This is a genomic window from Streptomyces sp. AM25 (genome assembly GCF_058146165.1).
On record NZ_JBKIWN010000006.1, the window covers coordinates 150,213 to 173,158 of the forward strand.

Consider the following 22,946-nt stretch of genomic DNA (forward strand, 5'->3'; position numbering starts at 1 on the left):
TCTGCGGCGCATCATGACGCGTGATCTGCTCCGCCTGCTGAGCGGTGCCCCGGGCTCGACAGGGCGGTCACGGCCGGGTCGTCGGCGGCCCGGCCGGGACGGCAAGGTCTTCGAGAAGAGCAGCCAGGGCCACCTCTTCCTCGACCCGCACCCCGAGTTCGGTCAAAGCCTGCGCCAGGGCCGGGTCCCAAGGGGATGCGGCCGGTGCGCCGGTCAAGGGAGGCAGTTGGAGTGTGGTGGTGGCCAGAGCGCGGTAGTCGGCGGCAGCGAACCGCCAGGGACTCCAGGGCACATGACTCAGCAGTACGTTGGCGATCCGGAGTCCGCCCCAGTCGAAGTCCCCGTGATAGAGAAGACGCGCACCGCCGTCGTGGAGGTGGCGCAGGAGAGCCAGCGCCGCGGCGGACGGCTGGCCCTGGAGGCAGACCAGTGGCGGGCAGCCGGCGCCGTGGGCATCGGCGGCGGCTGCCAGGACGGCCGGGTTCTCGCAGATCCGTACCGCTGGCGGCGTGGCCTGGGGGCGCTGGCGAGTGAGTTGCCGCAGCGTCAGGACACAGGGTTCTCCCGTTCCGGCCATCCAGTCCAGGGCAGGAGTGCCACGAAGGTTCAGTGTGAGGACGGTCGAGGACAACTCGTCGCGCAGCAGGCCTGCCGACGCCCATGTGTCGCGGCGCCACGCAGCACCGTTGCCGTCGGGGAAGCCGGTGAGGGCACGGATACCGGACAGGGTGAGCGTGGCCAGGGGTGTCCCGTCGTCCAGGGCGTGGGCGCTGCCGAGTGCGCGGGCGGCGAAGGCGGGCAGGGAGACAGCGGGTTCGGCAGGGAGTTCCCCGAGCACCTTCGCGGCGTCCGCGGTGAGCAGGCCGGCGGTTTCGGGAGTCCGGGCCAGGCGCCGTACAAGGCTTTCGGTACGTGGCTCGGAGGTCCAGTGGGCGAGTTCGGGCAGGTCACAGCCCAATGCTCGGAGGGGCTGCATCGCTTGCTGCCAGGCGCGGACCTCGCTCTGGAGTGCCTGCCGACGGGGGATGACGGGGCCGTTCAGGGCTTCGACGGCCGCGGCGAGGCCGTCGGGGCTGATGCCGGAGCGGCGCAGGACGTCGTCCACGGCGTCGAGCCGGGCGGCCAGCGACCGGCCGACGCGCGGTGCGCGGCCCAGCAGGCGTTCGACGGCCGTGCGCTGGGCTTCGGTGGGGGCCGCCAGTGAGACGGGTCCGGTGAGGGGTTGCTCGCGTTCGAGACGCCGTCGTACGCGCTCGACCAGCCACGCGAGGTCGGGGTCGCCGAGCAGCCGACGGAGGCGGTCGAGGTCGATCCCACCGGGCGGCAGGGCGCTCATGACCACAACAGCTCCTGGTCGTCCGCTCCCGCGGTGAACCGGTCCCGCTCGTACGCCGGATCGTCGCGGCGCAGGCGCACGGAGCCGTCCCACTCCCAGCGGGTGACCAGGACTGCCGCGACATCGTCGGTCCGTGAGAGCTGCGCGATGGCGATGCCGGGCACCTGCGGGTAGCAGGCCCACTCCCTTTCGCTGGTCATGACCACATCCAGATCGAAGGCGTGCAGTAGGCCCAGGCACTTGGCCCGCGAGTCGTCGTCGACTCCCGCGAACGCCTCGTCGAGGGTGACCAGGCGTGGTGCGTGCGGGTTGACCGCGCTCGCGTAGTGCGAGGACGCGGCAGCGAACAGGGGCACTGACACGGTGAGGACGCGCTCGCCGCCCGACGCCGGTCCCGTAGCCGGGACCCAGCGGCCCTGTTGGTGGCGTTCGATGCCGAATTCGTGCCACGCGCGGTAGTCGAGGGCATTGGTGAGGTGTTCGAGCCAGCTGCCGGCGGCGTCGCCGGTCTGCTGCTGGGCGATCTGTGCCTGCAGGAACTCGCCGACCGCCGCCCTGTCCTCGGGGGTCCAGGCATCGGCGGACTGGCGCAGGCGTTCCCGCGCCCGGTCGAGCCCCGCCGGGGCCTTGCGGGAGGCCCGCCACACCAGGCGCAGCTTCATGCCGGTCGAGGTCGGGCGTTCCTCCAACTCGGCGTTCATGGCCCGTACATGCCGCTCCGCCGCGCCGATCAGCTCCTGCAGGGTGCCCGCCACCTCGGTGATGAGGTGGGTTTCCAGGACCTCCCGCTCGCGTGCGGACAGTATGCGGGTGAGTTCACCGACCTCGGTGGCCAGCGCCTCGGCGAGTTCGGGTACGGCCCGTTCGCGGCCCTGATAGACGATGTCGACGACCATTCCCTCCTCGATCATGCGGGCGGACGCGGTGTGTCCATGCCGGGACAGGGCGTCCTGCAGGGTCTTGAGCTCTTCGCTCAGTCGCCTCTGCACCCGCTCCCAGGCCCCGTCGGAGTCGTCCGTCCCGGACAGCTCCGTCTCGATGGAACGTGCCAGGACGATCGCGGGGGTGGCCGCCCACGGGCCTTCCGCGGTCGACGGTACGGTCAGACCGGGCAGAGCCACCGAGACCAGACCGGTGCCGGCGAACCGCTGGAGACCCGCGATCGCCTCGGCACGGGCGGCGGCTGCTTCGGCGATCCCTTGTTCCAGCTGCTCGATGCGGCCTTCGGCCCGGCTGGCCCGCCGGTCGGCCTCCGTCCGCTGCTCACGGGTACGACGTTGCTCGGCCCCGCACTCGCGCAGGGACTCGGCAGTCTCGGTGAGGCGACGCTGGAGGTCGGCGACAGCCGCGCCGACCGTGGAGCGCAGAGTGCTGTGGCGCTCGGCGGCGGCGGTGGCCTCGCGGGACGATTCCGCGGTACGCAACGCATGCCCCGCGGCCCGTTGCCCCGCCTGTTCGGCCTCGTCGCGTTCCTCGTCCACCTGACGGGTCGCCTCTGCGCGCTCGCGTAGGGCAGGCCACAGGTCGGCGAGGACGAGGGTGAGACCGGTGAGGGCCTGGTGCACGGCGGCGAGCGCGGCGCGTTCGGAGGGCAGCCCCAAGCCGGCAGCGGTCGCCGCGAGTTCTGTCGCGGCCTGCTCGGCCTCCTGGGCCGCCTCGGTGAGATCGGCGGCCCGTTCGTCGCACCGGGCACGGTCCCGGCGCATGACTTCGGCGGCCGCGGCCACCCGGGCGTACGCCTGCCTGAGCGGCGCGTCCTCGGGTACGGTCGCCAGCTCGGTGTCGAGCGCGCGCCGACGAGCCACGACGGCCTCGGTTTCGGCCACCGCGACGGCCAGCTCCTCCTGGATCGAGGCGAGTTCGGTGCGCAGGGCGGCGATGTGGGACCGGCGGGCTTCTTCACGGGCGCCTTCGCCGACGTATTCCGCGGAGACCTTGGTCCACCGGCCGGTGAGTACACCGACGCGGAAAAATCCATCGGCGGCCGCCCAGTTGGCCGCATCGCCCTCTTCGCCCAGTCCGATCGCCGTGAGCAGCCGCGTCACCGTCCCTTCACCGACCGCCGCGGCGCGCGCGTCGCCGTGGTCCACGGCCGGGCGCAGCGCATCGGCGAGGGACGGCCCGGATACGGGCCCGGTCTGCGGGGCGAGCAGCACATCGTGCCCGTCGGCGTCGAGGGCCGTGCCGTCCGGGTGCACCCAGGCGTCCAGCAGGCCGGATGCCTCCAGGGCCGCTTCCAGCCCGGCGCGTTCGGCGTCGCCGAGCCCGTCCCGGAAGTCGACGAGCCGCCACAGAGGGGAGCCGGTTGCGTGCTCCCGCAGCCCCGGGGCGCGGGTGTACGGGGCCTTCGGGCCGCGCTGTCCCCCGGCCTCGAGCGCGGCCAGCTCCTGTTCCATGTCACCCAGGAGCGACTGGAGTTCGGCCTTGCGGTGCGCCAATCCGGCCAGGTGATCGGCCAGCTGCGCCGAGGCTCCTCGGTGCGCGCGCGAGGCGTGGGTACGGGCCGGGCAGGGCCCGTCGAGGTGTCGGGTCCACTCCTGGAGCTCGTCGAGGAGGCCGACCGGGTCCGGATACGTCAACTCCCGGCACTCCTCGGCATGCCGGCGTACGGCATCCAGCAGGGCCCGGCCGGCTGCCGCCGCGGCCTCCTCCGCCTGCTGCTGTGCGTCGGCCGCGAGCGCGAGGTCGGACTCCGCCTCGTCGAGCCGCCGGGAGGCGGCCCGGCCTTCGCTCGCGGCCTGGTCGGCCCGGTCCGCGAGGCGTTCCACGTGGGTGAGGGTGCGCTGCCTGCGGTCCGTCTCCTCCTCAGCCGCCTCCCGGGTCGGCTCGTCGGGCAGGGCAACCAGAGCATTCCCGGCCGCTTCCCGGGCCCGGGCAAGGACGGTGCCGGCCTGACGCCGGGCCGAGGCGAGCCGGTTCTCGGCCGCACCGAGCCGCGCCAGCGCCCGCCGGTGGAGGTGTGTGGCCTGCTCGTGGTCGGCTTCCGCGCGTTCCCGCTCTCGCGCCGTGCGGTCTGCCTCCGCGGCCGCCTGTTCCAGCTCACGGGCGCTGCGCATCTCGGGCCCCGCGCGCAAGGCGGCGTCCTGAGCCTGCAGCCGTGTCCCGGTCTCTTCCAGAACGGCGATGTGTTCCTCGGCGGCCGCCCGGTCCTCTTCTGCACGGGCCTTGTGCGCCTGTGCTTCGACGAGATCCCGTTGGAGGTGCTCGTACCGGGAGTGCTCGCTGCGCGGGAGGCGGGCCCGCCGACGGGAGGCGATGCGGGCGTAGCGCCGGTAGTGGTCCAGGAACGCCGATGCGGCTTTCTCGGCCTCGGAGGCGGCCCGCAGTCCCTCCTTCTCCTCGTCCAGGGAACGGAAGGCCTCCGCCGCGTCGGCCACGACCGCCTGGTCCATGGGCGACAGCGCTTCGGTCAGCGCCCGGGAGAGGGCGACCTCATTGGGCCGCTTGGACAGCTGGGGTTGGCGCAACTGGATGAGCAGGTCCACGAGGGCGGCGTACCGCTGCTCGCCGAGCCCGAACAACGCCTCGTCGACGGCCCTTCGGTAGGCTTTGGCCTGGTCGTAGACCATGCCGTGCCCGGCAATCGCCTCGGCGAGCCGGTCACGGGACAAGGCGGTGCGGGTGGCGTCGAGCAGACTGAGGTCCCGGCCGATCCGCTGGTCGGTGACCGCGTACCAGTGGCGAGCGATACCGCGCCCGGTAACGGCCTTGAGCCCGCAGGCGAGCGTACGGAAGTGCGCCTCGCCGGTCGCATCGTCCCGTCGGCCGAACTCGATCCAGGTGTAACCGAGCCGTTCGGAGTGAGGGTGTTCGCCGCCGAGGAGCAGGTTCCACTCCATGCGCTTGCCCGGGTCGCCGTCGGGCTCGACACGGCGCGGAGTGAGATCTCCGTCCAGCAGGAAGGGCAGGGTCAGAGCGAGGACCTTGGATTTTCCGGTGCCGTTGTTGCCCCGCAACAGCAGCCGCCCGTCGCGGAAGCGGAACTCCTCCTCGTCGTAGTGGAAGAGGTCGACGAGCCCGATGCGCATCGGTTGCCAGCGGGAGCGTGTGGGGACGGGGAGCGCGGTCACTGCTGGCTCGCCTTTCGCTGCTGGGGCATGTGCGGGGTACGGGGTTCGAGGACGACGGTCTCACCGACGGTGTATCGGGAGAGGGCCGGGCGGGGAGCGATCTCATCGCCGTGACGGGTAACGAGCCCCAGCGCGGCGAGCTTGGCGAGCGCCTGCTCGACCAGTTCGCCCTCCGTGCCCGGTTCCTTGGCGGATTTGGCCCAGAAACCACCGTAGGCAGCGGCGAGTTCACGGACCTTGCGCCGGAGATCGTCGAAGGCGACAGGCCCGTCAGACGCCGCGAGATGCTCGGTGAGCAGCAGAGTGACGTGGCCGTGGGTGCCCTGTTCGGGCATGCGGACGTCGGTGAGGTCGTCGTCGGGGTCGACCATGGCGATGCCCTCGGCCCGTACCTCGGCGACGAGTCCGGTCAATTCGGTGATGCGGGCGGTGAGGAAGCCGCGCTGCCGGGTGAGATACGCGAGTTCAGCGTCGGTCAGCTCGTCGTAGTACAGCACCGGGTCGTCGAGCAGGCGCCGGGTCAGTGAGCGGCGCATCACACGGAACCGCAAGTCTTCGCTGTCCAGAGCAGTCTCGGTGACCAGCTCGGCCAGGCGCTCGTCGAACGTGTCGGCACGCACTGTGGAAGGGCCTCGGCGGGTGGCGATCAGGCCGGCCAGCACGCGGCGCTCGACGTCGTACAGGACGTCGCCTGCCCCGTTGACGTATGCCTCCTCGTCACCGGCGACTCGTCGCAGAACCCCGAGTCTCAGCAGGAGCTTGACGACGGCGGCAAGGTCGAGGCGCTCGTCGCGGCGGTCCAGGGTGAAGTGGATTCCGGCAGCGGTGAGGTCCGGATCAGCCGCCTCCAGGACCACTTGATCGGCAAGGCGGCCGAGCGCCACCTGGGCCTCGCCCCGTTCAAGGACGCTGAGGGCCAGACACAGCAGGACGTAGCGGCGGCGGGTGAACGCAGCGCCGGCCCGGCTGGCTTCGCGGGCGGGGTGTGTCGGGTCGGCGAGGAAGCCGGGGATCTTGCACAGGCGGGCGGCTTCGGCGTCCACGTGGAGGGACCAGCCCGTGTTGCGGTCGAACCACGCGCGCAGCTCCGGAGCATGGCGGCGGACGAGCCGGAAGTCGTCCGCACGAGGCCCGCGTGCGAGCAGGAGAGGCTCTTTGAGCAGAGCGCGTGCGGCCTTGCGCAGCTCGGCGGAGTGCTGCCCCTCCAGGACTTCGGCGAGTGGGGTGTTCATCGCCTGATGTCCCTCCCGGTCAGGTCGATGATCTCGACGGTGTGGTCGGGGCCCCGGAACGTGCCCCCTGGGGTGGCGATCTCGGCGGTCGTACCGTCGCCGAGTGCTGTGAGGCGGATCTCCATGGAGCCGTCGTTGCTGGTGGCGGACGTGTGCGTCATGTCGGGCCGCCAGGTGGCGAGGGCGTCACCGAGGAGTTGGAGAAAGAGTTTGAACGCCAGCGGGTCGAGGTCGCCGAGGGCGGAGAGCCGGGCGACGCCGTCGGTGGCGAGCCGCGCCCGCGCGGCGGCGGTCTCGGCGGCCTGTTTGGCGGCGATCTCCGCCAGGTGACGGCGTGCGTCGGATCGGTCCGTGACCTTACGGGGCTTGCCGCGCCGTTCGTAACTGCCGGTGCGCCGCAACTGCGGGCTGATGCACAGTGGTTCGGCTTCGGCCCACGGGGTGGCGGCAGGCACGGGCCGGGCCGTGCGTGTGGCGAGGGTTTCGGCGTCGACGGTGAGGTGACGGGCGGGATAGAGCCCGAAAGCGGTGCGCCATAAGCGATGCCGGGCATCGTCGTCGGGTGCCTCGGCGAACCAACGGGCGAGCGTACGGAAGTCGGCGGAGCGGTCGGAGCGCCCGGCTCTGCGCTCGTTGAGCGACCGTATGACCGCCAGGAGCTGGGGGATCGCCCCGAGAGCCCGGCCGCGCAGCAGCCGTACCTGTGATTCCCGTCCGTTTCTGCTGATGAACCAGGCGGCGAGCCCGTCCCAGCGCCCGGTCCACCGCGCGTACGCCTCCTGTTCGGCCTGCTCCGTGTCCTCCGGAGAGGCGTCGGAGGCCTCGCGGGCGGCTGCGGTCCGGAGCAGTGGCGTGATCACGGCGCCGTCCTCCAGCTCCACGATCAGCTGGGCGATGCGTCCGCCGAGAGTGATCAAGTCCTGGATGAACCGCTCCAGATACTGGATGAGCCGGTCCTTGTAGGCGAGGAAGACCTCCTCCTCGACGTCGTGCAGGTCGATGGTGCGCTGCAGGGAGCCCATGAAAGCCCGGGCGTTCTCGGCGAGGGCTGCGAACCGGCTGGTCAACGCATCGAGTGCGAGATAGGTCTTGGCGGGGTCCGGATCTTCCTCAGCTCCCAGCACGAGCAGGGCACGCAATTGCGTGACGATGTCGTGCAGCGCGACTGCCTGCAGCGCGCCTCGTCGGCCGAGAGCCTCGTCGTACACGGAGAGCGCTTCCTCCGCCGCCTCTCCCGCCTGGGTGAGCTGATAGACGAGCCGCTTGCGGTAGAAGTCCTCGACAGCGGTGACGCGGGCCGTATCGGGATCGGCGCGCAGATTCCCCCATTCGACGAGGCTGTCGAGCGCTTTGACCACGGTGTCGAGTTCGGCCGGGCGCTCATCGACGGGCAGTGCGGCATGCACGTCCTCGGGACGCAAATGCACTGCGAAGCGCTCCTTGGCAGCGAGGAACGTCCGCATCGTCCGTCGGTAGAGGGTGGAGTTGGGCGCGGTGAGATGAGCGAAGGGGGCGTATCCGGTCGGGGCCGGGGGGTCGGGTGTCGGGGTCATTGCCTTGTCATTCTGTCTGATGACTCGTGGCGTGGATATGTAATGCCGCGAACTCAATCCTCACCGTTCGGACAGGCTGCTGGCGGGACCGGTTTCGCTGTCCTCCCGCCCCGCCCCCCATACCCCCGCGCCAAATGCCCCTGCAGCCGTGCATGTCGGAACTGGTACACCGCACCCGCCTGCCGCAGCACCCCCCGTTCGTACGCGTCCTCCAGGAACGTCACGACCGACCATGGCAACCGTCCCGTCAACGGGAGCCAGAGGCGGGAGAAGACCAGCCACTGGCCCCAGGCCGTGAGGGCGAGGGCGTAGCCGAGGCCGCCGCCCAGGGCGCTGGCCGTGCCCAGTTTGAAGGCTGCTGCGAGGTTCCAGATGTACGGGCCGAAGAGTGCCGGCACGTTCCGGACGACCACCCCGGAGCCGAAGCCGACCAGGAGGCCGAAGGCGGGGGCCCAGACGGCGAATTGGATGATGACCGTCCGGCTGTTCTCGCGCAGGAGGCTGACCGGGTTGACGGCGGACCGGATGTCGAGAGGGGTTTCGAGGAGTGCCAGGAGGCCGAAGGCCGGGCCGGCGCCCAGGGCGAAGACGGCTCCGTAGAAGACTCCGTCGCCGAGGCCGACGCGCAGGCAGGCCGTGAGGGCGGCGCCCTTGAGGATGAAGAACAGTCCGTGCGCGACGCCGAAGCTGAAGCCGAAGGCGAGGCCGAAGAGCAACCCGATCAGCAGACGGTGGACGGTTCTTCGTATCGGTCTGTCCGCTCTGCCGAACAGCCTCATGCGCATGCTGGTCGGCGCCACCGCCGTGCCCTTGGCCGCGACCGTGAACCAGTACGTGATCGCGAACACGAGCCCGGCGAGGAGCCCCGCCAGCAGCCCGTCCCTGATCTGGAAGGCGAGGGAGTCGGTGATGGCGCCGACAAGGACGTCGGTCGAGCCGATGACGATGCAGATCAACAGTGCCGTCGCCAGCGTGCGCGTGGAACGGCGTGCCTCATGGCCGAGGCGCCACCACTCCAGGTTGGGGGTGTCGAGCCGCGTCAGGTGGTCGGCGAGGTAGCCGAGCCAGTACCGGGCCCGTTCGGGATCGAACCCGGGGCGCCGGTCCCCGGGGCGTTGCCGGTAGACGGTGGTGGTGAAGTTGTCGAGGAGGTGGTCCTCCAGTTCCTCGGGGCTGCCGAAGCGCCCCGTGTCCAGGAGCGCGGCCGGGTCCTGCCCGGGGGTGTCGCTGTAGACGGCGCGGGCGAGGGTGACCATGAGCGGAGTGGTCAGTACCGCGGCCAGGTTGGCACCGGCCCGGCTGTGCGGCCGTTCGCGCAGTTCGTTCAGCACCGGGTCCCAGGCGGTCGCCGTGGGGTCCCCGCCGCGGGACTTGCGCGTGGTGCGCGGCAGGTAGTCCGCCAGGTCGTCCAGGGCCAGATCGGTCAGCTCCACCGCCGCTGCGGCGGTGAGCACGTCCGTCTCCGCCACCGCCGCCGCGTACTCGGACGGGCGGCTCGTCAACAGCAGGGGGAGGGTTGTGGCGTTGAGCGACTCCAGAGCGGGGCGGCGCAGGCCGTCGGCTATCTCGTCGAAGCCGTCCAGCACGGGGAGCACCCGGCCCGTCTCGACCAGGACGGCCGCCAGGGTCGAGCCGCCCGGTGCCGAGGCGGCGAGGCCCGGGTGGTCCCGCGTCAGCTGTGCGGTCAGCCACGCGCGGAACGTGATGACCGTGGGGTCCCACGAGCCGATGCTGACGATGACCGGTACGGCGTCGGTACGGGTTCGCGATTTCAGACAGTCGAGGATGAATCGGACGGTCAGTACGGTCTTTCCCGATCCGGACCTGCCCAGCATCACCAGTCGGCCGGACGGGATCCTCCGGTAGACGCCCACGATCTCGTCCAGTCGCCCGCTCAGGTCCAACGGACCGTGCGTGCCGTGCACCGCACTTCCGGCAGGCAGGCGGCGGATGTTGGCCCAGTGGTCCGTCAGCTCCTCGGGCACTGGCCGCCAGCGCACCGGCAGCGGGTACGGATCGTGGACCTGGCGCTGCTCCTCCTCGCGCTGCCAGCGCGCCGCCACCGCCTGCGCCAGCTGATCGGCCACATCGGCGAGGGTTTCGTCCAATGCCGACAATGCCGACAACGCTGAACCGGTCAGCGCCACGGTCGGTTCGACCGACGGTTCAGCCGTCGGTTCGACCGACGGTTCAGCCGTCGGTTCGACCGCCGGTTCGGCCGTCAGCTCGATCACCGGTTCAGGCGCCCGCTCGGCCGGCGGCTCCGCCGGAGGATCTCCTTCCGCTCCCCGCCGCACCGCCGCCGACAACAACTCCTCGCGCTCCTCGGGCTCCAGCCCGAGCGCGTCCGCCAGCAGCCGCACCGTGGTCACCCTCGGGTCGGCGCGCTCGCCCGTCTCCAGCCCGCGGATCGTGCGCACCCCCACCCCTGCGCGCTCCGCCAAAGCCTCCTGAGTCATCCCCGCCCGGCGCCGGAACCGCCGCAGCCGCGTGCTGAACTCACTGGTCACAAGTCCCGACCTTCCGCCCCCGGACCGCCCCGGATTGCCCCCGGACATGCCGATTTCCCCAGGTGAGGGACTCTATCGCGGCCACCGGCCGCATACGGCCGGTCCCATGGCCTGTCCGTTTGCCGGCCCCGCGGACAGCCTCGGCGGCATGCGTCAGACCGCCCAGCACACCGAGCCGTCCGGAGTCCGGGGAGCCACGATGCCGACGACCGCGACCACCTCCCAGCCGACCGTTCCCACCCTCACCACCCTCACACGTCAGGAGCGCGAAGTGCTCTACGCAGTCGGCTGCGGAATGCGGGACGCCGAGATCGCCACCGCACTCTCCCTCCCTCAGGACACCGTGGCCGGACACCTCACGCGGATCCTCGCCGCCCTCGGGCTGCGCGACCGGGCCGCCGCCATCGTCCACGCCTTCGACTCCGGCCTCGTCATACCGGGCCGTGGGCCCCGCAGGCAGGCGACGGTCCCCGCGCCGCGAGCCGCCGTCCGCCGGTCCCCGGAACCGCCGTTGCGGATATCCGTGCTCGGACCGCTCCAGGCGTGGCGCGGCGGACAGCAGGTGGACCTGGGGCACCTCCGCCAGCAGTCCGTGCTCGCCGCGCTCGTGCTGTGCCCCGACCGGGCGGTCAGCCAGCAGGAACTGCTCGACGGAGTGTGGGGGATGGAACCGCCTCTGACGAACGTGGTGCCGGTGTACATCTACCGGCTGCGCAAGATCCTGCGCGGCGGGGACAGCCCGGGCTCGGTGATCGAGCACAGCCGGTGCGGCTACCGGCTGCTCCCCGGGGCGGCCAAAGTGGACATGGCGCGCATGGAGGAACTCGTCACCGCCGCCGGAACGGCCGAGCGGGCCGGTGAACTGACCGAGGCGGTCCGCTTGTGCTCCCAGGCGCTGGGCCTGTTCCGCGGAGAGCTGCTGGCCGGCCTGCCCGGACCGCTGGCCGAGCTGGAACGGCTGCGGCTCACCGAGCGCAAGACCGCTCTCGCACAACGGAAGCTGAACTGGCAGCTGCGGCTCGGCAAGCACACCGAGGCGATCGAGGAACTGTGGTCCCTGGCCGTGACGCAGCCCCTGAACGAACCGGTCGCCGCGATGCTGATGCGCGCGCTCTACCTCGGCGGCCGGCAGGCCGACGCGCTGAGCGTGTTCGACCGCACCCGGCGCCGGCTGGCCGATGATCTGGGCGTGTCCCCGGGACAGTTGCTCCGGCGGACGCACCAGATGATCCTGCGCGGGTACGACGCCGGTCTCGGCCTCGCCGGAGCCACGCCGTGACCGGGGCGACGCCGCCGAAGCGCGGCGAGGAACTGCTGCTGGCGAGGATCTCCGCAGCGGCCGGCCGCGCGCGCCTCGGCAGGCGGTGTGCCACGTACGGGGCATACGTGACCGGTTCGACGAAGCGCCGGGGGATCCGGGGCCTGCTGGCCTTCGCGCGCAGCGCCCTGCCCTCCGCGGCGCGTGCGGACCCGGACGGGCGGCTGGACCTGTACGAGCACGGCATGACGGTCGCCGTCAGTGGGTGGATCCACGTCGTCCGCTACGACACCACCGCCGTGTTCCGGAACACCCCCTGGCACTTGACGCTCACCGATGCCGATGGAGAGCGGATCACGCTGCTGCACGGCGAAGCAGAGGAATGGGTCGCAGAGGTCCAACGGTTCGTCACCGACGCCCAACTGCCCCTGGCGCTCGCCCGCCTCGGCAAGGGCGAGCGGCTCAGATTCGGGGACATCTGGCTGACGAAGGAAGGGGCCTGGACCGCGAGGGTGTCCGCGCGGTGGTCGCAGGTGCAACGGATCGAGGTCCGGGACGGCACCGTCACCATCGGCGTCGCCGGGACGCGGAACGGGCCGGAGGCCGCCGCGACCGCGACCCCGAACCTCTTCGTCCTCCGCGCCCTCGTCGAGCACCTTCGGACGGAGGGCGGACACCCCTGACCCCGGCACCTGCAGCTTCATCTCGATTTCAATGCCGTCACCAACAATCGTTGCAGACCGAGGCGGTTGAGGTCCTGCCGTGACTGGAGGAGAAGCAAAGCAATGACTCTGGCCAGCAGATGGAAGAAGGCGACGAGCGCTGCCGGTGCAGCGGCTGCCCTGGTGGCCGCCACCGTCGTCGCAGCACCCGCCGCCCACGCGGATCCGGTGCACCACTACTACCTGGAAGTGGGCGGCACCGGCTCGGCGGCATCCGCGCCCGGCTGCACGAACAGCTACACCTTCGCCAACAAGCACCTCAACGGCGGCATCCCGGTGCCGGTGTGCTACCCGGCGAGCGCCGGCCCCTGGCTCAACGGCCGCAACGTCCCGGACGTGACCGCGCCCAGCTACGACGCGAGCGTCCGTGAGGGCTACCGCAATCTGCTGACCGCCGCGGAGGACACGTATCATCGCGACCCCGGCGCCCGCTTCACGATCGTCGGCTACTCGCAAGGCGCGCAGATAGCCGACCAGGTGCTCCAGAAGATAGCCGCCGGTGGCACCGCCATACCCCGTTCGCAGGTGAACGGGATGCTGTACGCCGACCCCATGCAGCCCGGCACCGGCATCGGGGCCCGGGTGCCGAACGGCTGGAGCGCCCTGGGGTTCACGTCACCCGGCGTCGGCCCGGAGAAGTTCGACGGCGTTCCGGTGCAGCGGTTCTGCATCCGCACCGACGGTGTGTGCGACGCCACCTCGGCCCGGTCCATCGGCGGCTTCCTGTTTCAGCACCCCAAGTACTGGCAGGACGGGAACGTCATGACACAGACCATCGGGAACGACGGCGGTGAGGGAGTCGTCTGGTTCGACTCCTGATCAACCCCCTCCCAGAACTCCGTAATTCGGGGGATTACGGGGGAACGGTCCGACCGGTGCAGCCCCGGTCGGACCGTTCGCACGAGGTCCGCTGTGCGGTATGCCGGGCAGTCCCGTGGGAGCATGGTGGGAGCATGTGGGACGCTGCTCTGCGCATGAGCTGACGGTGCAGCACACGTTCGGCGGCCCCCGCCCGCGGCGCGTGTCATTGGGCCGAATGAGGCCGGTTGTCCCTAGAATCGCGGGATGTACATAGTCAGCACGTTCCCCGGAGGGGTGAGCCGGTGAACAGGTCCGAAGCCACAGATGAGCAGTGGGAGGGGCTGGCCGAAGTGGTCCCGCTGCGCGGGCACCACGCTTGGCCGTCCTGGCCCGACCACAGGGCCCTGCCCGAGGAGGAGACGGCGCGGGACCGGCGGCGTCTGGTCGTTCTGCGCGTGCAGTTCTTCGCGGACATACGTGAAGTTGCCGAGCATTTGATGGATGCGGTGCCGGTGGTCCTCGACCTCACCAGCGCCGACACCGAGGTCGCCCGGCGGATCCTCGACTTCGCCAGTGGCGTGGTCTTCGGCCTGGGCTGCGGGATGCACCGGATCGACACCAACGTCTTCCTGCTCGCACCCGAGGGGACCGAGGTGGGGTCCGGGTACCCCGATCGTAGGAAGAGTGATCAGCTGAAACGGTTTGGCTGAACGGTCGCCGCATACGGTCCGGGCATGGACACACACCGTGCCCGACCGGCCGCCGTCTTCGAGCGGCCCACCGTCACCGAACTCCGGCTCTCCGCTTTCAAGTCCCACCGCAACGCCGTCTTCCCGCTCTCCCCGCTGACCCTCTTCCGGGGCGCGAGCGGCAGCGGCAAGTCCAGCGCTCTCCAGGCCTACGAAGCCCTCGCGCGGCTCGCCGGCGGCGACACCCTCGAGGAAGCGCTGGTTCCCGTGGCCGGTGGCGCCGGCGCGTGCGTGCCGCAGCACGCCAGGCCCGACGCCCAGGGGCGGCGCGGGTTCCGGATCGGCTGCACGGTCGAGGGGCCCGTGGGGCCGGTGAAGCTGGACGTGGCGGTGCAGGCCGAGCCCGAACTGCGCGTGGTCGGCGAGCGGTTGACCGGATCGGGACGGACGCTGCTGTCCACGGCACTGCGCGACCCGGAACAGCCCCGGGTCGAGGCGGCCTGGCACACGGCCGGGTCCGTGCCCGTCACCCGCGCACCTCTGCCCGACGACCGGCTCGGCACGGCGCTGCTGCCGCTGCGCGTCGCCGGCAAGACCGCGGGGCAGCGCATGGTGCTCGACGCGGCCGAGCAGGCCCTGATCGCACTGCGCTCGGTCTTTGCCTGCGACCCGCGCCCGGAGCTGATGCGCGCACCCGTCGCCGCGCGCGACGGGCGGCTGCGCAGTGCCTGCGACAACGTTGCCGCGGTCCTGGGGCGCACCCGCAGCGAGTGCGTCATCCGGCACGCCGCACTGGTGTCGGCGGCGGAGGCGGGGTGCCGGGGCCAGGTCGAGGGACTGTCGGTGCAGGGTCTGGAGGGCGGATTCGTGCGCGCCGTCCTGGCCCGCAGCGTGGGGGCGGCCACGCCGCTGGACCGGCTGGGCGACGGGGAGTTGCGGTACCTGGCGCTGTGCCTGGTCCTGCTGACCGGCCCCGGGGTGCTGGCCGTGGAGCCGGTGGCCGATGTGCTGCCGGCCCGTCAGGTGCTGACGGTGCTGGCGGACGGGCTGGACCGGTGCCTGGACCCGCGCCAGGCGCGCGAGTTGCTGGAACTGGCGGGGCGGATGTGCCGTCGGGGGCACATCCGGTTGGTGGGGACGGTGCGTGGGGAGGCGGGTGCGGTGGCGGAGGAGGTGGAGGGGGTGTCGATGGTAGATCTGGGGTGTGATGGAAGACCGTGAAGAACCGGGATCTGCTGGACGTGACGGACTTGATGGGCGTGATGGACGCGTTGGGCATGAGGGACGCGTTGGGTGTGAGGGGCGCGATGGAAGCGAGGGACGTGGTGAGTACGGTGCCGACGGCGGTGCCGCCCCGGACGTGAAGGCGCTGCAGCAGCGCCTGGCCGCGTTCGCCGCGGCGCGCGACTGGCAGCCGTTCCACACGCCCAAGAACCTCGCCGCGGCGCTGAGCGTGGAGGCTTCCGAACTGGTCGAGATCTTCCAGTGGCTGACGCCGGAACAGTCGGCCCGGGTGATGGCGGATCCGGGCTCGGCGGCGCGGGTCGAGGACGAGGTCGCGGACGTGCTGGCCTACCTGCTGCAGTTCTGCGAGGTGCTGGGGATCGACGCGCTGGCCGCGCTCTCCGCGAAGATCGACCGCAACGAGCGGCGGTTTCCGGTGGGCGGCCGGGGGTCCGGTGCGGGGGGCGATCAAGGCGATCGTCACTCTCCGGAGTGATTGAGTTATCCACACCCGATTTGGTATCCACAGATTTCTGAATTCCCCTGGCTTTTCCGGCAGTTAGTCATCACTCTGGGTAGTGAGAGTGCGCAGTCGGAAAATGTGGGGGACGGGGCATGGATGCGGTGCGGCTGATCAGGTGCACACAAGCCGCCCTGGCGCAGGCCAGGACGGTGCGCGAGATCGTGGTCGAGGCATGGCAGACGCAGGCGCTGGCGGAGGCGATCGGCAGCCACCTGACGGTCCACGGGCCCTTCGAGGCCCGGGCCGCGGCCGGCGGCCTCAGCGAGGCCGGCGGCAGGGCCTCCGGCGCGCTGCGGCAGATCGCGCTGCGCGCCGGAGTGTTACGGGCGTCGCAGCTCTCCGAAGTGCGCGACCCCTGGCAGGCGTTGAGGGAACTGGGCGATCTCCTCGGTGAGGTGGGCATAGCCCTCGTGGGCGTCGCCTGCGCCTGCGAGGAGGATGCTGTGTACTGGCAGTGCATCGAGGCCATCGATGCCGCGGACGAGACCAGCGACCGCGTGGGCGCCCTGCTGAGACGGCTCGCCCTGCGGGAGCACGGGGGTGCCGCATGAGGCCCGCACCGCCGGGCGGCCGGTCAGCCCTCGGTGCGGTCCCCGGCCGCGCCGTCCGGGCCGGAGCCGCCCGCGTCGTGCGCAGGCTCCGCCGCGGGCGGGAAGCGCTGGGCCGAGGACTGAAGGTCGGCGTCGAGCTGCGACAGGTTGGCGTTCAGCGCTGCCATCAACTCCTCCATCTGCTGCAGCAGGCCCTTCGGTGCCTCCTGCTGCGGGGAAGCGGCCTCGCTCGGCACGGCCTCGTCGGGCACGGCTCCCTGGGTCATGGTGGCCTCCTCGGCCCCGGCCCTCCCGGTGCGGGCGGGCGGTGTTGCGGTCGTCGCCTCCGGCAGGGGACACCGGCGCGGGGGCCGGGCGGTCCGGCTCCGCCCGAGCCAACGATCACCGGGCGCGCCGGATACTGGCGGGCGGTCCGACGGTCTGCGGGGGTGACGGAAATTCACCCGACCGAGGTGGGCGGGGCGGGTCGGGTACTGGTCGGTTGACGCGCGTTCGAGCAGGCAGGATGGAGGTATGGACCTGCGCATTTTCACCGAGCCCCAGCAAGGGGCGAGCTACGACACCCTGCTCACCGTCGCCAAGGCCACCGAGGATCTGGGCTTCGACGCCTTCTTCCGCTCCGACCACTACCTCGCCATGGGTTCCGCGGACGGCCTGCCCGGGCCGACCGACGCCTGGATCACCCTGGCCGGGCTCGCCAGGGAGACCCGCCGCATCCGGCTGGGCACACTGATGACCGCGGGGACGTTCCGGCTGCCCGGGGTCCTCGCGATCCAGGTGGCCCAGGTCGACCAGATGTCGGGCGGCCGGGTCGAGCTGGGCCTGGGGGCGGGCTGGTTCGAGCAGGAACACACGGCGTACGGCATCCCTTTCCCGAAGGAGAAGTTCGGCCGCCTGGAGGAGCAGCTGGCCATCATCACGGGCCTGTGGGAGACGGAGGTGGGCAGCACCTTCAGCTTCGACGGCCGGCACTACCGGCTCACCGACTCCCCGGCGCTGCCCAAGCCTGCGCAGGGCAAGGTGCCGGTGCTGATCGGTGGTCACGGTGCCTCGCGCACGCCGCGGCTGGCCGCGAAGTACGTCGACGAGTTCAACATCCCCTTCGCGTCCGTCGAGGACACCGAGCGGCAGTTCGGCCGGGTCCGGGCGGCGGCCGAGGCCGCCGGGCGCAAGGCCGGTGAGCTGGTGTACTCCAACGCCCTGGTGGTCTGCGTCGGCAAGGACGACGCCGAAGTGGCCCGGCGGGCCGCCGCCATCGGCCGCGAGGTGGACGAGCTCAAGGCGAACGGCCTGGCGGGCTCCCCGGCCGAGGTGGTCGAGAAGATCGGGCGCTATGCGGAGGTCGGCTCGTCCCGGGTCTACCTCCAGCTCCTCGACCTGGACGACCTGGACCACTTGGAGCTGATCTCCTCCCAGGTCATGTCCCAACTGGGCTGATCCACCGGCCCCGAGGGCGAAGAGAAGTCGAAGAGAAGCCGAGGAGAGGAGCACCCGGTGCCCGCGCCCTCCGTACTGCTAGCCGACGCACTGGCGCGCGGTCCGCTCGTCCTGGACGGCGGGCTGTCCAACCAGCTGGCGGCGCAGGGTTGTGACCTGTCCGACGCGTTGTGGTCGGCCCGGCTGCTGGCCGACGATCCGCAGCAGATCGAGCAGGCGCACGCGGCGTATGTGCGGGCGGGCGCGCGGGTGCTCATCACGGCCGGCTACCAGGCCACGTTCGAGGGGTTCGCCCGCCGGGGCACGGGGCGGGAGGAGGCCGCGGCGCTGCTGCGGAGCAGTGTCGCCCTGGCCCGGCGGGCGGCGTCCCGGTCGACCTCGCGGGCGGAGGGCGAGGTGTGGGTCGCCGCGTCCGTCGGGCCGTACGGGGCGATGCTCGCGGACGGCAGCGAGTACCGCGGGCGGTACGGGCTGGGGGTGGCCGAGCTGGAGCGGTTCCACCGGCCGCGGGTCGCGGCGCTGGCCGCGGCCCGGCCGGATGTGCTCGCGCTGGAGACGGTGCCGGATGCCGTCGAGGCCGAGGCCCTGCTGCGGGCGGTGCAGGGGTGCGGCGTGCCGGTGTGGCTGTCGTTCAGCGCCGCCGGGGAGCGCACCCGGGCCGGGCAGCCGCTGGCGGAGGCGTTCGCCCTCGCCGCGGGGAACGAGCAGGTGATCGCCGTCGGGGTCAACTGCTGCGATCCGCACGACGTGGGCCCCGCCGTGGAGACGGCGGCGCGGGTCGCGGGCAAGCCGGTCGTGGTGTATCCGAACAGCGGGGAAGGGTGGGATGCGGCGGCGCGGGGCTGGCAGGGGCGTCCCACGTTCGAGCCCGGGCTCGCCCGGGAGTGGGTGGCCGCCGGGGCGCGCCTCGTGGGCGGCTGCTGCCGCGTGGGGCCGGAACGGATCGCGGCGCTGGCCGGCGTGATCGGCGGCGGACCGGCCGCGGGCGGTGCACAGGCCGTGTCGTAGGGTGGGCAGGGCGTGAGGTGATCTTCGCCGTTCTGTGCAGCGTCGGCGCGGCCCGCCGTGCCCCGCCGGGGCGTCGCCGTCACATCCGGTGCGCGATGGCGGCGAGGCCGGAGAGGAAGGCGAGGCGGCATGAGCACGAACGAGGCGGAAGGCGTCCGCACTCCCCGTGTCGCTCCCCGCGTCCTGTCGGTTCCCGAGCTGTGCCTGGTGGTGCTCGTCGGAGCCACCGGATCCGGCAAGTCCACTTTCGCCGCACGGCACTTCGGGCCCACCGAGATCGTCTCCTCCGACGCCTGCCGTGCCCTGGTCGGCGACGATGCGGACGACCAGAGTGCGAGCGCCGCCGCCTTCGAGGTGCTGCACTGCATCGTCGACAAGCGGCTGGCCCGCGGCCGTCTCACCGTCGTCGATGCGACCAACGTCCGGCCGGAGAGCCGCAAGGAGCTCCTGCGGCTGGCCCGTGAACACGACGTGCCGTCCGTCGCCGTCGTCCTCGACGTCCCCGAGCACGTCTGCGCCGAGCGCAATGCCGCCCGTCCCGGCCGGGTCGCCCCGCCGCGCCAGGCCCTTCAGCGGCACCGGAGCGAACTGCAGCGTTCCCTGGGCCGGTTGGAGGACGAGGGCTTCCGTCAGCGTGTGCACATCCTGCGCGGTGCCGAGGAGATCGAGGCGGCGGAGGTCGTCCGTGAGCGCAACCCGCACGATCTGCGGCACCTCACCGGCCCGTTCGACATCATCGGCGACGTGCACGGCTGCCGCTCCGAGCTGGAGAGCCTGCTCACCGCGCTCGGCTACGTCCTCACCCACGACGCGGCGGGCCGCCCCGCCGGCGCCGTGCACCCGGCAGGGCGCACCGCCGTGTTCGTCGGCGACCTCGTCGACCGCGGCCCGGACAGCCCCGGTGTGCTGCGCCTGGTGATGGGCATGGTCGCCGCCGGTCACGCCCTGTGCGTCGCCGGTAACCACGAGAACAGGCTCGGCCGCCGCCTCGACGGCCGGGGGAACGCGGCGACGAACGGCCTCGCCGAGACCCTCGCGCAGCTGGAGGAGGAGAGCCGGCGGGATCCGGAATTCCCCGGGCGGGTGCGGGAGTTCGTCGACGCGCTGGTCAGCCACTACCTCCTCGACGGCGGCCGGCTCGTCGTCTGCCACGCCGGGCTGCCCGAGAAGTACCACGGCCGCATGTCGGGCCGGGTCCGCGCGCACGCCCTGTACGGCAAGACCACGGGCGAGACGGACGCGTACGGCCTGCCCGTGCGCCACCCCTGGGCCGAGGACTACCGCGGCCGCGCCGCCGTCGTCCACGGCCACACCCCGATGCGCACGGCGACGTGGCTCAACAACACCCTCTGCCTCGACACGGGAGCCGTCTTCGGCGGCCGCCTGACCGCGCTGCGCTGGCCCGAGCGCGAGCTGGTGGACGTCCCCGCCGAGCAGGTCTGGTACGCGCCGGCGCGCCCGTTGCCCTAGGGCGTCAGAGGCCCAGGCGAAGCCCCGGGGCGGCACGGGATGTCGTCTGCGGGTGCGTCGTGGCTTGTCGCCCCCACGCGGCGGAGCCGCTGGGGGCACCCCCTGGGGGAGTGGCTTCCCCGCGCCCCCTGCGGGGCACCGTGGCACTCCGTGCCGTCCATGCCGAGTATTCGCCCCGCTCCGGGGTGAGGATGGAGGCATGGGATTTCACGTCGATTCCGAGGCCGGGCGGCTGCGCCGCGTCATCCTGCACCGCCCGGACCTGGAGCTCAAGCGCCTCACCCCGTCGAACAAGGACGCCCTCCTCTTCGACGACGTGCTGTGGGTGCGCCGTGCCCGCGCCGAGCACGACGGCTTCGCCGACGTGCTGCGCGAGCGCGGTGTCGAGGTGCACCTCTTCCAGGACCTGCTCCAGGAGAGCCTGCAGACGCCCCGGGCCCGCTCACTGGTGCTGGACAGAGTCTTCGACGAGAAGGAGTTCGGCCCCCTGGCCACCGGGCACCTGCGGGCCGCCTTCGACGGGATGTCCGAGGCCGAGCTGACGCCCTGGCTCATCGGCGGCATGACCAAGCGGGAGTTCCTGGAGCGGCACGCCGAGCCCGTCTCCATCCGCTTCCACGCCATGGAACTGGACGACTTCCTCCTGAACCCGCTGCCCAACCACCTCTTCACCCGCGACACCTCGGCCTGGATATACGACGGCGTGTGCATCAACGCGATGCGCTGGCCCGCCCGTTGGCACGAGACCGTGCACTACGAGGCGGTCTACCGGCACCACCCGCTCTTCGCCGCGGGCGACTTCCATGTCTGGTCCGAGGGTCAGGCGGCCTACCCGTCCACGATCGAGGGCGGCGACGTGCTCGTCATCGGCCGCGGCGCCGTGCTGATCGGCATGAGCGAGCGGACGACCCCGCAGGCGGTGGAGATGCTGGCCCGCGGGCTGTTCGCCGCGGGTTCGGCGAAGACGATCGTGGCGCTGGACATGCCCAAACGGCGGGCGTTCATGCACCTGGACACCGTGATGACCATGGTGGACGGCGACACGTTCACGCAGTACGCGGGCCTCGGCATGCTCCGCTCGTACACCATCGAGCCCGGCGCCGGGGAGCGGGAGCTGAAGGTCACCGACCATCCGCCGGAGCACATGCACCGCGCCATCGCCGCCGCCCTGGGGCTGGACTCGATCCGCGTCCTGACCGCCCGGCAGGACGTGCACGCGGCGGAGCGCGAGCAGTGGGACGACGGCTGCAACGTGCTGGCCCTGGAGCCGGGGGTGGTGGTCGCCTACGAGCGCAACGCCACCACCAACACCTACCTGCGCAAGCACGGCATCGAGGTCATCACCATCCCGGGCAGCGAGCTGGGCCGGGGCAGGGGAGGGCCGAGGTGCATGAGCTGCCCGGTCGAGCGGGACGCGGTGTAGGAGAGGGAGGGGAGAGCGTGCATAATAATGCGAAAACTTGTATGAGCTTCCACATCCCGTGCAGTTGCCTGACCTAGGAGCCACCCCATGGCGACAGACCTCAAGGGCCGTCACCTCCTCAAGGAAACGGACCTCACCGCCAAGGAGTTCCACGGCCTGATCGAGCTGGCCGCGGAGCTCAAGGCCGCCAAGCGGGCGGGCAGCGAGGAGCGCCGGCTCCAGGGCCGGAACATCGCGCTGATCTTCGAGAAGACCTCCACCCGCACCCGCTGCGCCTTCGAGGTCGCCGCCGCCGACCAGGGTGCCTGCACCACCTACCTCGATCCCGCGGGCTCGCAGATCGGCCACAAGGAGTCCGTCAGGGACACCGCACGGGTGCTCGGCCGGATGTTCGACGCCATCGAGTACCGCGGTCACGGCCAGGAGACGGTCGAGGAGCTGGCCGCCCACGCGGGCGTCCCCGTCTTCAACGGCCTCACCGACGAGTGGCACCCCACCCAGATGCTGGCCGACGTGCTCACCATGACCGAGCACACCAGCAAGCCGCTGGAGCGCGTCGCCTACGCCTACCTCGGCGACGCCCGGTACAACATGGGCAACTCCTACCTCGTCACCGGCGCCCTGCTCGGCATGGACGTCCGCATCGTGGCGCCCGAGGAACTGTGGCCGTCCGCCGAGGTGGTGGCCCAGGCGCGGCGGATCGCCGAGACCAGCGGCGCGCGGATCACGCTCACCAAGGAGGTCGGGGAGGGCGTGCGCGGCGCCGACTTCATCGCCACCGACGTGTGGGTGTCGATGGGCGAGCCCAAGGAGGTGTGGGACGCCCGGATCGCCCTGCTCGCGCCGTACGCCGTGACCATGGACGTCCTGCACGCGACGGGCAACCAGGCCGTGAAGTTCCTGCACTGCCTGCCGGCCTTCCACGACCTGGGCACCTCCGTGGCCCGCGAGATCCACGAACGGCACGGGCTGACCTCGCTGGAGGTGACGGACGAGGTCTTCGAGTCCGTCCACTCGGTCGTCTGGGACGAGGCCGAGAACCGGATGCACACGATCAAGGCGCTCATGGTGGCGACGTTGGGGGACTGACCGTTTCGCCCGACGTGCGGGTCGTCTCCGGCTTGTCGCGCAGTTCCCCG

The 22,946-nt window shown here is 71.7% G+C and carries 17 protein-coding genes and 2 pseudogenes; 13 read left to right on the forward strand and 6 right to left on the reverse strand.

Annotation, left to right across the window (positions count from 1 at the left end; genetic code table 11):
• Positions 1–67: 67 nt before the first annotated feature.
• From ACLHRZ_RS09620 to ACLHRZ_RS09640, 5 genes and pseudogenes are all read right to left on the reverse strand, one after another.
• Positions 68–1,336 carry a TIGR02679 family protein gene (locus ACLHRZ_RS09620; protein WP_490417880.1) on the reverse strand — a complete coding sequence of 423 codons (1,269 nt, stop codon included), beginning with the start codon at positions 1,334–1,336 and terminating at the stop codon, positions 68–70.
• On the reverse strand, positions 1,333–5,406 hold the full coding sequence (locus tag ACLHRZ_RS09625) for a TIGR02680 family protein (protein ID WP_490417881.1): 4,074 nt from the start codon (positions 5,404–5,406) through the stop codon (positions 1,333–1,335). The genes ACLHRZ_RS09620 and ACLHRZ_RS09625 overlap by 4 nt, the downstream gene beginning before the upstream one ends.
• The gene (locus ACLHRZ_RS09630) at positions 5,403–6,638 is read right to left on the reverse strand and encodes a TIGR02678 family protein (RefSeq protein WP_490417882.1); all 1,236 of its coding nucleotides are present in this window, start codon (positions 6,636–6,638) and stop codon (positions 5,403–5,405) included. The genes ACLHRZ_RS09625 and ACLHRZ_RS09630 overlap by 4 nt, the downstream gene beginning before the upstream one ends.
• A complete protein-coding gene (locus ACLHRZ_RS09635) occupies positions 6,635–8,191 on the reverse strand; it encodes a TIGR02677 family protein (protein ID WP_490417883.1) in 1,557 nt (518 codons plus the stop codon). The genes ACLHRZ_RS09630 and ACLHRZ_RS09635 overlap by 4 nt, the downstream gene beginning before the upstream one ends.
• A 2,321-nt stretch (positions 8,192–10,512) precedes the next feature.
• A pseudogene (locus ACLHRZ_RS09640) lies at positions 10,513–10,749 on the reverse strand (helix-turn-helix transcriptional regulator); the annotation flags it as partial.
• A gap of 151 nt (positions 10,750–10,900) precedes the next feature.
• Here ACLHRZ_RS09640 and ACLHRZ_RS09645 point away from each other — a divergent pair.
• The 8 genes from ACLHRZ_RS09645 (at position 10,901) to ACLHRZ_RS09680 (ending at position 16,469) form a co-directional block, all read left to right on the forward strand.
• A complete protein-coding gene (locus ACLHRZ_RS09645) occupies positions 10,901–11,980 on the forward strand; it encodes an AfsR/SARP family transcriptional regulator (protein WP_490418056.1) in 1,080 nt (359 codons plus the stop codon).
• Entirely contained in the window at positions 11,977–12,642 is a 666-nt protein-coding gene (locus ACLHRZ_RS09650) for a DUF6585 family protein (RefSeq protein ID WP_490417884.1), read from the forward strand. The genes ACLHRZ_RS09645 and ACLHRZ_RS09650 overlap by 4 nt, the downstream gene beginning before the upstream one ends.
• A gap of 102 nt (positions 12,643–12,744) precedes the next feature.
• Complete coding sequence (locus tag ACLHRZ_RS09655; protein ID WP_490417885.1) at positions 12,745–13,500, forward strand: PE-PPE domain-containing protein; 756 nt, start codon at positions 12,745–12,747, stop codon at positions 13,498–13,500.
• Between the two features lie 284 nt (positions 13,501–13,784).
• Positions 13,785–14,192 carry a cell division protein SepF gene (locus ACLHRZ_RS09660; protein WP_490417886.1) on the forward strand — a complete coding sequence of 136 codons (408 nt, stop codon included), beginning with the start codon at positions 13,785–13,787 and terminating at the stop codon, positions 14,190–14,192.
• Between the two features lie 24 nt (positions 14,193–14,216).
• Positions 14,217–15,392: an AAA family ATPase gene (locus ACLHRZ_RS09665; RefSeq protein WP_490417887.1), complete on the forward strand. Its 1,176-nt coding sequence runs from the start codon at positions 14,217–14,219 to the stop codon at positions 15,390–15,392.
• Entirely contained in the window at positions 15,389–15,535 is a 147-nt protein-coding gene (locus ACLHRZ_RS09670) for a hypothetical protein (RefSeq protein WP_490417888.1), read from the forward strand. Before ACLHRZ_RS09665 ends, ACLHRZ_RS09670 begins: the two co-directional genes overlap by 4 nt.
• Complete coding sequence (locus ACLHRZ_RS09675) at positions 15,532–15,891, forward strand: nucleotide pyrophosphohydrolase (protein WP_490417889.1); 360 nt, start codon at positions 15,532–15,534, stop codon at positions 15,889–15,891. The genes ACLHRZ_RS09670 and ACLHRZ_RS09675 overlap by 4 nt, the downstream gene beginning before the upstream one ends.
• A 119-nt stretch (positions 15,892–16,010) precedes the next feature.
• Positions 16,011–16,469 carry a DUF6099 family protein gene (locus tag ACLHRZ_RS09680; RefSeq protein WP_490417890.1) on the forward strand — a complete coding sequence of 153 codons (459 nt, stop codon included), beginning with the start codon at positions 16,011–16,013 and terminating at the stop codon, positions 16,467–16,469.
• 23 nt (positions 16,470–16,492) lie between these two features.
• Here the strand turns inward: ACLHRZ_RS09680 and ACLHRZ_RS09685 are convergent, their stop codons facing one another.
• Entirely contained in the window at positions 16,493–16,720 is a 228-nt protein-coding gene (locus ACLHRZ_RS09685; protein ID WP_490418057.1) for a hypothetical protein, read from the reverse strand.
• A gap of 262 nt (positions 16,721–16,982) precedes the next feature.
• Here ACLHRZ_RS09685 and ACLHRZ_RS09690 point away from each other — a divergent pair, with 262 nt between their 5' ends.
• From ACLHRZ_RS09690 to argF, 5 genes and pseudogenes are all read left to right on the forward strand, one after another.
• On the forward strand, positions 16,983–17,906 hold the full coding sequence (locus tag ACLHRZ_RS09690; protein WP_490417891.1) for an LLM class F420-dependent oxidoreductase: 924 nt from the start codon (positions 16,983–16,985) through the stop codon (positions 17,904–17,906).
• 57 nt (positions 17,907–17,963) lie between these two features.
• Positions 17,964–18,914 (forward strand): homocysteine S-methyltransferase, encoded by a 951-nt coding sequence (gene mmuM, locus ACLHRZ_RS09695; RefSeq protein ID WP_490417892.1) that lies wholly within the window; start codon positions 17,964–17,966, stop codon positions 18,912–18,914.
• Positions 18,915–19,043: 129 nt separating this feature from the next.
• Positions 19,044–20,378: pseudogene (locus ACLHRZ_RS09700) on the forward strand (AAA family ATPase); the annotation flags it as partial.
• A gap of 205 nt (positions 20,379–20,583) precedes the next feature.
• Positions 20,584–21,807 carry an arginine deiminase gene (locus ACLHRZ_RS09705; protein ID WP_490417893.1) on the forward strand — a complete coding sequence of 408 codons (1,224 nt, stop codon included), beginning with the start codon at positions 20,584–20,586 and terminating at the stop codon, positions 21,805–21,807.
• An 87-nt stretch (positions 21,808–21,894) separates the two neighbouring features.
• Positions 21,895–22,896, forward strand: a complete 1,002-nt coding sequence (argF, locus tag ACLHRZ_RS09710; protein WP_490417894.1) for an ornithine carbamoyltransferase — start codon at positions 21,895–21,897, stop codon at positions 22,894–22,896.
• Positions 22,897–22,946 lie beyond the last annotated feature (50 nt).